This window comes from Alcanivorax sp. HI0007, assembly GCF_001635525.1.
Classification (GTDB): Bacteria; Pseudomonadota; Gammaproteobacteria; order Pseudomonadales; family Alcanivoracaceae; genus Alcanivorax.
On sequence record NZ_LWEJ01000243.1, the window covers coordinates 41,420 to 54,495 of the forward strand.

Here is a 13,076-nt window from a genome sequence, read left to right on the forward strand (position 1 = left end):
GGATTTACCCGTAAATCATTCTGTCGACTGCGTAGGCGGCAATCGCCATGGTCGCGACCACCCCTGCCAGGAACAGAAGAAACAGCAGGGCGGGTTTGACCGTTTTCGGCAAGGGTTCTGTTTCACGGGGAGTCCGGGACCCCTGTGTTTTATTCATCAGCCATCTCCCTGTTTCATCCGGATACTTTACAGTATCAGTTATTCATCGACGATAGGAAACCGGTATTGCAGCTGATCCCTGAGGGGTTACGGGGGGAGGGGGTGCTTACTCAGAATTGGCTCGAAAAGGCAGACAAAAAGAAGGAGCCCGAAGGCTCCTTTTTTGAGGTGAAACCGACGTAATGTTTAGCCGCCGATCTCGATCTTCTGGAACATGTACTCGTGCACTGTATCGGACAGCAACGGTACGTAGGAGACCAGCAGCAGGGCCGTCAGCATGACCGCGATGGGAAGCAGGAACTTCTCATAGCGACGGAAGAAGCTGCCTTCCTTGAGCTTGGCGGACTCTACTTCGGCCTCACCCACCACTTGTCGTGTTAACAAGTGGTTCAATGCCACCGGCGGTGACAGATAACCCAGTTCGAAGGCCACCAGGGTAATCATCCAGAAGTGTAATGGTGCGATGCCATTGTCGAAGGCAATCTGGGCGATGGTGGCGTTGACCAGGATCACCGCCCCGTAGGGGTCCATGATCATGCCGATGATCACCATGGTGACTACCAGCAGGGTCATGGCCAGCCAGACGTTGGCGAAGGTTTCCGGCAGGTTCTCCATCACACCGGAGCGCTCGATGATGCCGCCTACACTCACAGAAAGTGCCATCAGCATGAGCAGGGCGCCAATGTGGCCGGTGGTTTCATTGGTGGCAAAACGCAGGGAGTTTTCCAGCTTGTCGCCGACGCCGGGCTCCTCACGGTAATCGGGATCTTCTTCGGGTTGTTTCAACACGTAGTAGAGCACGACCGCGGCGCCGAGCAGCAAGTTTCTCCACAGCAGGCCCCAGAACAAGGCCTCAAGGTCCTCGGCAGAGGTGCCAGTGGGGATGTTGCCCGCATCCAGCGCGGCATTGATACCCACCAGGTTGTACAGGGAGTAAGCCAGCAGAGGCACCAATACGAGGGTGAAAAGATGCACGGATTTATTGCTCAGTTTCTCAAAGATGAGAATGGCAAGCAGCATCACCGGCAGGATGATCGGTGCGTAGTTTTCGTTGAGTTCGGTATCCAGCAGGTCACGGAAGAATACCACGACGGTGCCCATGATTATCACATACGGCAGCAGCGGTACCAGGCGCTTGATGCTGGCCGGTACGGCCTCGGAGAAAGGCGCGATTCGGGCCGCTTCGGTGCGGGCAAACTGGCTGTAGATAAAGAACAGAAGCAGTGACAGACCGAAAATCTTCAGGCCGGAGGTGAACAGTTCATCGGTGGTGACCGAGTTGTTCAGGGCAGCAATGATCACGACCAGCAGACAAGGACGCAGTACCACACCCATGGAGCCGGACATGGCGGTAGCGGCCAGAGCCAGTTGCTTGCGTGCGCCGGCACGGATCAGTTCGTTGTAAATAGTGGCACCGGCCGCGATAACGAAGATACCGGACGCCCCGGTGTAGGCGGTGGGGATCGCGGTCACTGCGAGTACCACGAAACACATCAGTTCCGGGGACATCTTCCACGGACGCAGTACATCAAACACCAGGTGGGCCATCTTGGTCTGTCGCAGCATCATACCGATCCAGATGTACAGGGCCAGGCTCAGGAACAGGGTAGACAGTTCCATCATCATGCCCAGGTAGACACTGATCCCGTGGTAGTAGCCCTGGCTGACGAACTGGATGCCGGCAGTGATACACATGAAGCTGTACAGCGGAATGGTCAGCAGGGCCTTGCCCCAGCTGCCACCTTCCTCAAGATCCTTGGGCGGTTTGATCAGCTGCCAGAGGGCGGCCAGGGAGAGCAGGGCAAAGCCGGCAATCCAGAATTGGTGCAGGTAGAAATGGTTCACCTGTACACCGTCAGCCATGGCGCTCACTTCCTCGCCACGATAAACCCAGGCGGACATCAGCAGCATCACGTTGGCGGAAAGCTGGCCAAGGCTGGATACGAAATGGTCCTTGCGGGTTTGCGCCGGGCGCAGGGAAATATGGTGGCGCGTCAGGGTGGCGGTGGCGGCACAGATAATCACCAGAATACACAGCAGCAACCGTTTGTAGTGGCCCAGGGAGGTGACCACCTTTGCTACGCCGCCTTCCAGGGTCCGGAAAGCAATCACGCCGGGCGTGACCTTCTCCTGGACCATGTTGTAGGTGGCCCACTTCTCACGGCAGATTTGCTGGGAAGCTTCCAGAGATTGGCGCAGAGCGTCTTCGTTGACCTCGGTGCCGAACATCCCGGCCAGTGGGTCGTCCGCCATCTGTTGTTTTTTCCTGGCGACGGCGGCTTCCAGTTGATCGTCAAGATTGGCGTCCGGGTTACAGGTCGGCTCCTGAAGAATGCCGGCCCCCCGCAACTGGAAATAGCCTTCCCAGGTATTTTCGCCAATCTTCAGGAGTTGGGAGTGAATCACTTCCCCAGATGCGAGAAAAACCGTCAGCAAAAGGAGAATCAGGGTAGGTAACGATGACAACCATTCACCGACAGAACGGTTTGCCATTTTCATAGAAGAAGTTTTGTCCATTGTGCACCCGGTTATTGTTATACCGCCTGGATTACGGGGAAAAGGCTACCCGCGGGCCCTCAGGCCTTGTTCTCCGCATTCTATGGCAGTGTAAACACCTTGACTACCCGGCAGAGCTACGCCGGGTGACAGAAATTAGGTTGCTAGGGAAAAACGGGGCCACTGGGGCCCCGCTGTCAGTACTGCGCTTACTCGACCGGATTAACGCATTCGGCGCGGGAAGGTTCTTCCTTGCAGCGCACCTTGCGCAGCAGGGACATCATGTCCTTGCTGTAAACACCGTCGTTGGTCAGGGCGATACGCGCCTCGCGCATCATTTCGTCATAACGCAGCTTGTCGGCCTCGGGGATGCGGATCCACCATTTCTTGTCGACTTCGTTGTTGGCGTTCTCGATCACGGTCATGGCGCGATCGAACTGACCCAGCATGTATTTGCGGGAGCTGTCAGCAAAGCCGTCCGGGAAGCGATCTTTTTTGAGGATCACCTGGGCCGTCAATTGCCCCAGTACGTAATCGATCATGCCACCATCCGGCTGCATGCCCTTGTACAGTTCCAGTGCAGAGTAGGCCGCAATGGGAGCGAAGCAGATATCCACGGAACCGTTGTTGAAACGGCCGGAGAAGTTGGTGATATCAGACATCACCGGAGACATACCTACGCGGGAGGCCATGCTGGCCTGGGCGCTGTCGTATTCCAGTACGGCGATGGATTTGCCGGAGAGCTCGCCCACGGTATCGATGGTGCGATCTTTCACGAACAGGTAGGCCGCACCCATGGGGGCAATACCACCCACTTCATAGGGGCCGGAAACCAGCTTCTCGTTGATGGAAGGGTTGCCGCTGGCCAGAACAGTGACCACGGTGCGCATGGCGTCATAGGAGGGGATGGCCCCGATGGAATCCAGGCTGCCGGTATAATTATTGAATTGGCGGCCACGGATGCCTGTCAGGACGGCAGCATCACACTGGCCGGCTTTCAGGTCCTCGGCGGCGATTTTCTCATCCGTGTAGGGCTTCAGCTCCAGGTCTACACCCCAGCCAAGAGCGGCGGTCTTGTAGTCCTTCATGATGTTGTAGATATCACCGTTGGCGCCAATGATATCGAACACGCACATGGACCGCTCCTCGGCGGCCTGGGCGGGGCTGATTGTCAGTGCAAGTGCAGCAGTCGCTGCTGTGGTAAACGCCTTCAAATAGCGCATGGCATGTCTCCTGGTTACTTCTTAATCTAATTCAAAGCGGCCCCAAGGGGCCGCAAACAGGCTTACAGCAAATCGTCAATATTGATCGCCGGCCCGGATTTGGCGGCGTCATCCCAGAATGTCCCGAGCCCACCAATGGGGGTGCGCTTACCGGTATTTTCTGTCCATTCCCGGTCGGAAATACCCGTGACAATGAAGCCGGCAATGGCATCCATCATGGAGTACTCCGGATCCAGATTCTGGTCGTTGGCGGCAAAGTCACGGATGGCCTTGCGCATACGCTCGTCATCGCCCTTGCTGAAGGCGCTCATGGCGTAAAGGGCGCTACCCAGTCGAACACCGCCATCGAAGCCGGCCTTGGCAGAGGCTTCCAGTTCCTTCCACGGCTCGGCGTTGGGCGGAGCCAGCATCGGCAGCAGGTTCCAGACTGCGGCACGGGCACCACGGGGTACGCCCCACCACTTGTCGTTCTCCAGGCACTTCATGTTGCGCTCTACCTTGGCGGCGATATCGCGGGGGACACCCACCGCGCCGTCAGACGCGCCATCATTGAGCAGGGCCTGCACGCCGGAGATATTGCCGATCATCCACACCAGCTCGTCGAAGTCGGTCTTCAGCTTGGGACATTCGCCTTCTTTCTGTTCACCGAAGGCGGTCTTCATGTTCTGGTAGGCGGTGTACTGGCGCTTGGCCGCAATGGCAGACCAGCGTTTCTGTTCAATACGTGCGTCCTGGGCTTCATTCACATTGCCATCCTTGACGCCACGCATGTAGCGGAGCTCGGCGTCAATGGCGATTTGTTCTGCACAGGTGGCGGCAGTGGTGTAAACCATGGCGCCCAGCTTCTCGGGATGCGAGCCGACGCGTTCAAATGCCATCAGCAGCGGGGTCTGCGCTTCGCCGGTGACACAGGCCATGCGCACATCGTCGAAGGTCAGCATGTAGGGAAGCATCTCGGAGCGGCCGAAGCTGATCAGCACGTCCCCGGTTGTCTTGTAGATGACGCCACAGCCTTGCAGAGCCATGATGGCGCCCCCTACCAGGGCCAGACGGGAATGTCGTAGCATTTTTGTCAAGGTCAGAGAACCCATTCGAAAGCTCCTTGTTATTGTTCTCGGATTAGCGCGATCAAAGGTACGAAAGTCTGCCAATTGGCACAAGCGGCAATTACAAAAAAGCCTGCAAGCAATTACAAACAATAAATTTGCTTTATGATGGAATACGTAACGTTGTGCTGCGCACCCACCGGGAAAGTAAGACTTTATTATGACTGATCATACCGATATCAAAGACATGAAAAGCTGGCTGGCGGGCGAGAGAAGTGGCGTCGCTCTGGCGATGAATACTGCCCGTGGCGGCCTGCGCATCCTGGAAACCCTCGGGGTGGTGGGGCGCCAGGGGCTTAACTGGATGCTCGGCGATCGCCCGCCAGTACCGGCTTTGCTGCGTACTACCTTTGAATCCCTGGGTACCACTTACATCAAGCTGGGCCAGTTTATTGCCAGTTCCCCATCGATTTTCCCGGAAGAGTATGTAGTGGAATTCCAGCGCTGTCTGGACCGTACCCCGGCACTGCCGTTTCACTATATCCGTGAAACGGTCGAGAAAGAGCTGGGGAAACCCCTGGAGTCGCTATATCAATCCGTGGACCCCAAGCCATTGGCCAGTGCGTCCATTGCGCAAGTTCATGCGGCGAAGCTCAAAAACGGACAGGATGTGGTGATCAAGGTTCAGCGCCCCGGTGTGCGCAATGTGCTGCTGACCGATTTCAATTTCCTCTACTTTGCGGCCCGGGTTACCGAACGTCTGGCTCCCGGGCTGTCCCGCTCTGCCATTTCCGGGGTAATCGAGGAGTTGCAGGCCGGCATGCTGGAGGAGTGCGACTTCATCAAGGAAGCCCATAACCTGCAGGCATTCAATGCGTTCCTGCGAGATACCGGCAACACGTCAGCGGTAGCACCGGACCCGGTCATGACCCACACCACCGGCAAGGTGCTGACCATGGAGCGCTTCTTCGGGGTGCCTCTGACGGACATGAACGTCCTGCGGCAATATACCGATGATCCGGCGGAAACCCTGATCTCTGCCCTGAATACCTGGTTTTCCAGCCTGATGCTGTGCGATTTCTTCCATGCGGATGTGCATGCTGGCAATTTGATGTTACTGGAGGATGGTCGGGTCGGATTCATCGATTTCGGGATTGTCGGTCGAATTCGCCGTGAAGCCTGGGACGGCATGGCCAAGTTCTTTGACGCCATTGGCCGAGGCGATATCCGTCAAATGGCGGAGGCCATGGCGATCATCGGCATGACCCGCGAGGAAGTGGATGTGGCCGCCCTGGCACGGGATATCGAAAGCCTGCAAGGGGCACTGGGCCAGGTTGACCCGTCCGCTCTGGTGCAGGCGGATCGCAATGACAAGGAAGTGAATCGCCTGCTCATGGATCTGGTGAAGATTGGTGAAGGCCACGGGATTCGCTTCCCGCGCGAATTTGCCCTGTTGCTCAAGCAATTCCTTTATTTCGATCGCTATGTGCAGGTGCTGGCGCCGGAAATGGATATGTTCAGTGATAACCGTGTGGATATGTTCGGGGCCATTGATGATATGCCGGGCGGGTTACTGCACTGAGTTGAAAGTTCAAAGTTCAAAGTTGAAAGGTGCGAGCTTGGGCCATGCCAAACAACTATAGCTCTGTTCACGGTCCCAAGTGTCGAGTGACGAGTTAAAAGAAGCGAAAAGCAAAACGGGGAGCCTCCAGGCTCCCCGTTCTGTTTCTGCACAGTGGTGCGGTGTCGATGGTTTTCGGTTAGCTCCGAGCCCGCTCGCGTTTCAACTTTAAACTTTCCACTCGCAACTGCCTTTATTCCACCGGATTGGCACATTCCCCTTTCGATGGATTGAGTTTGCAGCGAATCTTGCGTTGCAGCGTCAGCATCTCGGCATCGTAGTAGCCTTTTTCGCGCAGGGTCAGGCGGGCTTCCTGCATCATGGTTTCGTATTCGCGCTTATCCGCTGCGGGAATTTCGATCCACCAGTGATCGGGCACCTTGGCCGCTTCCTGGTCCAGGCGTTCCTTGATCAGGTGATAGCTGTTGAAGAACTCTTCGCGCACCAGCTGGGCCACTTCATTGGGGAATTTGTCCTTGCGACCAATCAGCTGCATGGTGATCTGCGCCAGCGGATAATTGATGATGCCGCCGTCCGGTGACATGCCTTTGTACAATTCCAGGATTTCATAGGCCACCAACGGCGCTGCCAATACATCGACGACCCCGTTGTTGAATTTGTTCGGGGCAGAGACGATATCCGAGGCAACCGGCGTGGCGCCGATCTGCGACACCATTTCCGCCTGGGTGGGGTCATAGTCCAGTACCGCGACCCGCTTGCCTGCAGCATTGGCCAGGGTGTTGATGGTCCTGTCGTTGACGAAGACATAGGCGCCGCCGGCAGATGCGAGACCCAGGACGACATATTCACCGCTGACCATCTTGTCAGCGGATTTCGGGCTGGCCATAACCTGCAGCAGAATCTTCATGTGCTCGTCGCTGGGCAGACCGCCGATGGAATCAATGGTGCCGGTATACTTGTTGAACAGGCGGCCACGCAGACCGCTCATCAGCGCTGCATCACAGATGCCGGCTTTCAGATCTTCTGCCACCACGCTTTCATTGGTGTAAGCCTGTATATCCAGATCCACACCATATTCGAGCAGACGGGTACGCTGGTCTTCGGCGGCCTTGTAGATCGGTCCGGCACGGCCGGCAATATCCCAGATGCAAATACGTCGTTTGAGGGGTTCGCCCATACTGAAGCCAGCCACTTTCTGCATGGCCTGGATACGATCGTCCAGGCTGCGGTCCTGGTCGTAGGCAATGGCACGCAGCTTGTCAGCCAGTTCCGGGGTGAGCGATACCCCCGGGGCGAACTTTTCCAGTTCGGCCTGTTGCGCCGGCGTCAGGTTCAGGGCGTTGTCTGCGTTGGCGGAGAAAGCGCCAATCAGCAGTGGGAGAATGAGCAGATGGCGAAAGAATGTCACGGGGCCTCCATGGGCATTTTCTTGTTTGATTCCGAAGCGACAACTTCAGATTGATAGCCCATTGTGACAGTCGTGACCGGTGAGTCGCTGGCTGGCCAGCCGGGGTGGCTGGCCGCGATGCCAACTGAGGGGGCTGGGTGAGAGTTATTCCGTCTCCTGGCTGCACTCCGGGCGAAGGGGGTCCAGCTTGCAGCGGATACGCTTCATGATTCTCAACATGGTGGCGTCGTAGTACCCGCTTTCCCGGAGTTTCATGCGGGCGGCACGCATCATGCTGTCATATTCCTGTTTTTCGCTATGGTCTACCTGGATCCACCATTTTTCGGGGATGTTGCCCGCTTCTTTTTCCAGTGCCTTCTGGATAGACGAAAAGCTGTCGGCGGCCACTTCACGAATGACGGCGGCGAACGCCGGCGGGAAACGATCGGTATGGCCAATCAGCTGGGCGGTGAGCTGCACGATGGGGTAGTCAACGATGCCGCCGTCCGGCTCCATGCCCTTGTAAAGTTCCAGCACCTGATAGGCAACCAGGGGGGCGGGCAATACGTCCACGCTGCCGTTGTTGAACTGGTTGGGGGCGGTGGCAAGCGTGGTGGCCACCGGGGTGGCGCCGATCTGGGCAACCATCTTCGACTGGCCGGGATCAAAATCCAGTACGGCGATTTTTTTGCCGGCAACCCGCTCCAGCGAATTCAGCTTGTTGTCATTGACAAACAGGTAGGCGGCACCGGCTGGTGTGACGGCCAGTGTCAGATATTTATTGCTTACCATGTTTTCACTGAGCTGAGGCAATGCGATAGACTTCATCAGCATGTCCATATGCTTCAGTGAAGGCAGAGCGCCGATGGCATCAATGGTGCCACTGAAACGATTGAACTGGCGGGCGCGAAAACCGCTCATCAAGGCGGCGTCACATTGGCCATTTTTCAATGACGCGACCATGGCACCTTCGTTGGTGAAGGCTTCCAGGCTGATATCAATTTTATAGCGCAGCAAATCCAGGCGCAGGTTGGTGGCCCCATTGAAAATGGGGCCGGAGCGGCCGGACAGATCCCACAAGCAGATGTGACGCTTGAGCATCTCATCCGGGCCCAGTCCCATTTCCTCTCGTGCCTCGGCCAGATGCTGCTGCTGTTTGGGCGTCAGTGTCAGGGCCTGACTGGTGCTGGCGAAAGTGAGCAGTGCAGAGCCCGCAAGCGCGGCGAAAAATGTGCGGTACTTCCCCATGACGTTTCCTTTGTCATTCGTTTTGATGCTTATAGCATGCGAAAGAGAAGGGAAGTTTTACCGCCTGTATGACAATTGTACGCGGCGCCAACATGACGCCGCGTCATTACCTATTCAGTGATGCTGCACTCGGAGCGTGCGGGGTCGAATTTGCAGCGGATCTTGCGCTGCAGGCTGAGCATGTCGGCGCTGTAATATTTCTGGGCGCGCAATGCATCGCGGGCATCCTGCATCATCACTTCGTATTCCCGCTTGTCCTTGTCCGGAATGGCAATCATCCAGCGATCGGGAACCCGGCGGGTTTCCTGTTCGATGCGTTTGATCACTTCCGGGTAGGCCTCATAGGAGGCTTCACGAATCAGTTGTGCCACTTCATTGGGGAACTTGTCCAGGCGCCCGATCAACTGCATGGACAGTTGCGTCAGCGGATAGTCCACCACGCCGCCATCCGGGCTCATGCCTTTGTAGAGTTCCAGAAGTTCATACGCGACCAGGGGAGCGGGCAGAATATCAATCTGACCGTTGTTGAACTTGTTGGGGGCGCTGACGATATCGGTAGTCACCGGCGTGGCACCAATGGCCGCCACCATTTCCGCCTGGGTCTCATCATAATCCAGCACCGCAACCCGCTTGCCGGCGGCTTTGGCCAGGGAGCTGATGCTTCTGTCGTTGACAAAAATATGCGCGGCGCCCGCCGGGAAGATTCCCATCACCACATAGTCGCCTTGTACCATATGGCCGGCCTGCCTCGGATGCGACAGTACCTGAAGCAGGGTTTGCATATGCTTCTGGGAAGGCACGGCGCCGATGGCATCCACACTGCCGCTATACAGGTTGAACTGGCGGGCACGCAGTCCGCTCATAAGGGCAGCATCGCAACGACCGGCCTTGAATTCATCGACCATCACGGTTTCGTTGGTATAGGGCACCATGTCCAGATTGATGCCGTATTCCACGGCCAGGGCCCGCTGTTCCATGGCCGCGTTGAACACAGGCCCGTTGCGACCGCCAATATCCCAGATACAGATAGTGCGTTTCAGCGTGCTGCCGGCGGGCATCTGGTCCAGTCCCACCATCTGGCTGATGGCTTTTAGTCGGCTGCGAACCGGCATCTCTCTGGTGTAAAACACGTCCTCGAGTTTTTCCAGAGTGGAATCATTCAGCGTCACTCCGGGTAACAGGGTCTGGAGTTGCTGTTTCTGGGCCTGGGTCAGATTGGCTGCGCTCAGCGATGAGCACAACAGACCAAGCAGAAAGAAAAGAGTAATCGGGCTGCGCATGGTGATCTCCCTGGTGCCGCATTCTTGTTATGAGCAATACGTTTAACACGCGCTTGCAGAATAGGGGAGAGCTTTGGCGCAGGGGGTGGCCGCGTTACGGCCAGCGACGGCAAAACGGTCAATGGTCGCAAGGAAATGTATTCGGCATAGAGTAAGACGTTTGCCGTAGCAGCGTCGCTGGTGGCCCGTAGCATAGTGTCGAGGTGGGAGTTGCGAGAAGCGAAAACCGGGCCTTCCCGAATGTCGAGTTTATGCCTTTCGGGACTCGCTTCTCGTGATTCGTCAATTCTTCAATCGCGCCGCCAGCGACGCTCCTACGGGACGGCCTGTTACTTAGGCTGCGCGTCGATGGACTTTCCGTTGATGTCACGGCTGTCCGGGCCCAGCAGGAACAGGTAGGGAGCCATGATCTCGTCCGGTGTTTTCAGTGTCTGAGGATCCTCGCCCGGGTAGGCCTGGGCACGCATGTCCGTGCGGGTGCCACCGGGGTTGACGGTGTTGACGCGGATGTTACTGGTATTTTCCAGCTCCTCGGCGAAGACCTGGGCCAGGTTTTCGGTGGCGGCCTTGGAGACCGCATAGGCGCCCCAGAAGGCCCGCCCCTTACGCCCCACGCTGGAGGAGGTGAACAGCAGGCGTGCATCGTCGCTGGCGCGCAGTAGCGGCAACATGGCCTGGGTCAGGTAGAAGGCACTGTTTACATTCACCTGCATGACCGAGTCCCAGGTGCCGACGCCATAGCGCTCCAGCGGAGTGATGTCCCCAAGCACGGAAGCGTTATGCAGGATGCCATCCAGGCGGCCGAATTCCTTGTCGAACAGTCCCGCCAGTTCCTGGAAGTCCTCCGGCCGGGCCACCGCCAGGTTGACTGGCGCCAGGGCCGGTTCCGGGCCGCCCGCGGCCTTGATCTCGTCATAGACCTTTTCCAGCTTTTCCGGGGTGCGACCCAGCAGGATGACAGTGGCGCCGTGGCGGGCCAGGGTCAGGGCGGCGCAGCGCCCAATGCCGGCGCCGGCGCCGGTAACCAGAATGATGCGGTCCTTGAAGGCATCGGCAGGGCACTGGTAAGCCAGTGCCTGTGCATTCACGGATGACAGCTCGCTCATGCCGTACTCCCAGTGTTCATGGTTTGTAGCAGGGGCAGCAGATCGCTGCCCTGTTCCAGATAATAGTCCGCCTGCCAGCCGTGGGGGTCATCGTCCGCGTCGATATAGCCAAAGGCTGCCACGGCGGTGGCCATGCCGGCATTCTGGCCGGCCTGGATGTCACGCAGGTGATCGCCCACGTAGAGGCAATGGGCCGGATTGACCCCGTCCCGCCGGGCCGCCATTAACAGACCCTCGGGGTCCGGCTTGCGCTGTTTGACATGGTCCGGGCAGATGACCGCGCCGACACGTTGTGCCAGGCCAAGCCCGGCCAGCACCGGCCCGGTGAACCGTGAAGGCTTGTTGGTGACAATGCCCCAGGGCAAGCCATTGGCCTCAAGCCAGTCCAGGGTTTCCGCCATGCCCAGAAACAGGCAGGTGTCCACGGCCAGGTGCTGTTCGTAGGCGTCCAGCAGTTGCTCCAGTAGCGGGGGGAATTCCGCATCCTCGGGTCCCACGCCGAATCCCAGTTCGGTGAGGGCACGGGCGCCATTGGACACATTGGCGCGTACCGCAGAATAGCTGACCTCAGGCCGGCCATGTTGTTTCAGCAGGGTATTGAGCACCGTATAAAAATCCGGTGCGGTATCAATTAAAGTACCGTCCAGATCAAAATAAACGGCTTCAAGCTTGTTCATACATTCTCTCTACAGCCCCCTGTAGGAGCGCCGCTTGAGGCGCGAAAAAACAGTTTCGAGGTACGAGTAACGAGTTGCGAAAAGCGCAACCGGTTTTGCTTTTCGCAACTCGAACCTCGTTACTCGCTTTGCGCCTCAAGCGGCGCTCCTGCAGGGAGAAATTTATTCGCCTTTGACAGCGTGCATCAGGTAGTTCACCGACACATCCCGGTTCAGCTTGTACACCTGGGTCAGCGGGTTGTAGACCATACCGGTGGTGTCTTTCACTTCCAGGCCTGCGTCCCGGGCCCAGCCCGCCAGCTCCGAGGGTTTGATCAGCTTGGCGTATTCGTGGGTACCGCGAGGCAGCAATCGCAGCACATATTCGGCACCGACGATGGCAAACAGGAAGGCCTTGGGATTGCGGTTGATGGTGCTGAAGAAAATCTGTCCGCCGGGTTTCACCAGAGCCGCACAGGCGCGAATCACGGATGACGGGTCGGGCACGTGTTCCAGCATTTCCAGACAGGTCACCACGTCGTACTGGGCGGGCCGCTCCTGGGCGATCTGCTCCGCGGGAATCTGCCGGTATTCCACGGGCACGCCGGCCTGTTCGGCATGGATGCGTGCCACTGCCAGGGGCGCTTCCCCCATATCAATGCCGGTCACCTCGGCGCCGCGCCGGGCCATGCCCTCGGAAAGCAGGCCGCCACCGCAGCCGATATCGATGACTTTCTTGCCGGGCAGGCTGACGCGTTCGTCGATGTAGTTCAATCGCAGCGGATTGATGTCATGCAGCGGCCGGAACTCGGAATTGGGATCCCACCACTGTTCCGCCAGGGCGTTGAATTTGGCGATCTCGCCAGCGTCTACATTGGGAATCTGCGGTTGTT

Annotated in this window: 11 protein-coding genes; 1 reads left to right on the top strand and 10 read right to left on the bottom strand. The window is 57.7% G+C overall.

The genetic code is table 11. From position 1 onward, the window contains the following. Positions 1-4 precede the first annotated feature (4 nt). From A3714_RS17745 to A3714_RS12610, 4 genes are all read right to left on the bottom strand, one after another. Entirely contained in the window at positions 5-157 is a 153-nt protein-coding gene (locus A3714_RS17745) for a hypothetical protein (protein ID WP_156478304.1), read from the bottom strand. A gap of 188 nt (positions 158-345) precedes the next feature. Beyond that, a complete protein-coding gene (locus A3714_RS12600) occupies positions 346-2,658 on the bottom strand; it encodes a TRAP transporter large permease subunit (RefSeq protein ID WP_369799178.1) in 2,313 nt (770 codons plus the stop codon). Positions 2,659-2,864: 206 nt separating this feature from the next. Continuing rightward, on the bottom strand, positions 2,865-3,878 hold the full coding sequence (locus A3714_RS12605; RefSeq protein ID WP_063525765.1) for a putative solute-binding protein: 1,014 nt from the start codon (positions 3,876-3,878) through the stop codon (positions 2,865-2,867). Positions 3,879-3,940: 62 nt separating this feature from the next. Continuing rightward, positions 3,941-4,969: a hypothetical protein gene (locus tag A3714_RS12610; RefSeq protein ID WP_062817687.1), complete on the bottom strand. Its 1,029-nt coding sequence runs from the start codon at positions 4,967-4,969 to the stop codon at positions 3,941-3,943. A gap of 175 nt (positions 4,970-5,144) precedes the next feature. On the opposite strand from A3714_RS12610, the gene A3714_RS12615 reads away from it, so the two are divergent. Then, complete coding sequence (locus A3714_RS12615) at positions 5,145-6,506, top strand: AarF/ABC1/UbiB kinase family protein (protein WP_082810925.1); 1,362 nt, start codon at positions 5,145-5,147, stop codon at positions 6,504-6,506. A 232-nt stretch (positions 6,507-6,738) separates the two neighbouring features. On the opposite strand, the gene A3714_RS12620 is transcribed toward A3714_RS12615, so the two are convergent. The 6 genes from A3714_RS12620 to ubiG all read right to left on the bottom strand — a co-directional run bounded on the left by A3714_RS12620 (position 6,739) and on the right by ubiG (position 13,065). Beyond that, positions 6,739-7,914, bottom strand: a complete 1,176-nt coding sequence (locus A3714_RS12620) for a putative solute-binding protein (RefSeq protein ID WP_062817688.1) — start codon at positions 7,912-7,914, stop codon at positions 6,739-6,741. Between the two features lie 144 nt (positions 7,915-8,058). Further along, complete coding sequence (locus A3714_RS12625) at positions 8,059-9,141, bottom strand: putative solute-binding protein (RefSeq protein WP_063526734.1); 1,083 nt, start codon at positions 9,139-9,141, stop codon at positions 8,059-8,061. Between the two features lie 110 nt (positions 9,142-9,251). Further along, on the bottom strand, positions 9,252-10,421 hold the full coding sequence (locus A3714_RS12630; protein ID WP_063509409.1) for a putative solute-binding protein: 1,170 nt from the start codon (positions 10,419-10,421) through the stop codon (positions 9,252-9,254). A 329-nt stretch (positions 10,422-10,750) separates the two neighbouring features. Further along, positions 10,751-11,527 carry a YciK family oxidoreductase gene (locus tag A3714_RS12635; RefSeq protein ID WP_063509410.1) on the bottom strand — a complete coding sequence of 259 codons (777 nt, stop codon included), beginning with the start codon at positions 11,525-11,527 and terminating at the stop codon, positions 10,751-10,753. Next, on the bottom strand, positions 11,524-12,204 hold the full coding sequence (locus A3714_RS12640) for an HAD-IA family hydrolase (protein WP_063509411.1): 681 nt from the start codon (positions 12,202-12,204) through the stop codon (positions 11,524-11,526). Before A3714_RS12640 ends, A3714_RS12635 begins: the two co-directional genes overlap by 4 nt. Positions 12,205-12,366: 162 nt before the next feature. Next, positions 12,367-13,065 carry a bifunctional 2-polyprenyl-6-hydroxyphenol methylase/3-demethylubiquinol 3-O-methyltransferase UbiG gene (gene ubiG, locus A3714_RS12645; RefSeq protein ID WP_062817725.1) on the bottom strand — a complete coding sequence of 233 codons (699 nt, stop codon included), beginning with the start codon at positions 13,063-13,065 and terminating at the stop codon, positions 12,367-12,369. Between the last annotated feature and the right edge of the window lie 11 nt (positions 13,066-13,076).

What these genes read in the sequence shown, in the direction of transcription:
- A3714_RS12635 (WP_063509410.1), bottom strand. Translation starts at nt 11,527, where the DNA reads ATGAGCGAGCTGTCATCCGTGAATGCACAGGCACTGGCTTACCAGTGC.
- A3714_RS17745 (WP_156478304.1), bottom strand. Translation starts at nt 157, where the DNA reads ATGAATAAAACACAGGGGTCCCGGACTCCCCGTGAAACAGAACCCTTG.
- A3714_RS12600 (WP_369799178.1), bottom strand. Translation starts at nt 2,658, where the DNA reads ATGAAAATGGCAAACCGTTCTGTCGGTGAATGGTTGTCATCGTTACCT.
- A3714_RS12615 (WP_082810925.1), top strand. Translation starts at nt 5,145, where the DNA reads ATGACTGATCATACCGATATCAAAGACATGAAAAGCTGGCTGGCGGGC.
- A3714_RS12625 (WP_063526734.1), bottom strand. Translation starts at nt 9,141, where the DNA reads ATGGGGAAGTACCGCACATTTTTCGCCGCGCTTGCGGGCTCTGCACTG.
- A3714_RS12640 (WP_063509411.1), bottom strand. Translation starts at nt 12,204, where the DNA reads ATGAACAAGCTTGAAGCCGTTTATTTTGATCTGGACGGTACTTTAATT.
- A3714_RS12610 (WP_062817687.1), bottom strand. Translation starts at nt 4,969, where the DNA reads ATGGGTTCTCTGACCTTGACAAAAATGCTACGACATTCCCGTCTGGCC.
- A3714_RS12630 (WP_063509409.1), bottom strand. Translation starts at nt 10,421, where the DNA reads ATGCGCAGCCCGATTACTCTTTTCTTTCTGCTTGGTCTGTTGTGCTCA.
- A3714_RS12605 (WP_063525765.1), bottom strand. Translation starts at nt 3,878, where the DNA reads ATGCGCTATTTGAAGGCGTTTACCACAGCAGCGACTGCTGCACTTGCA.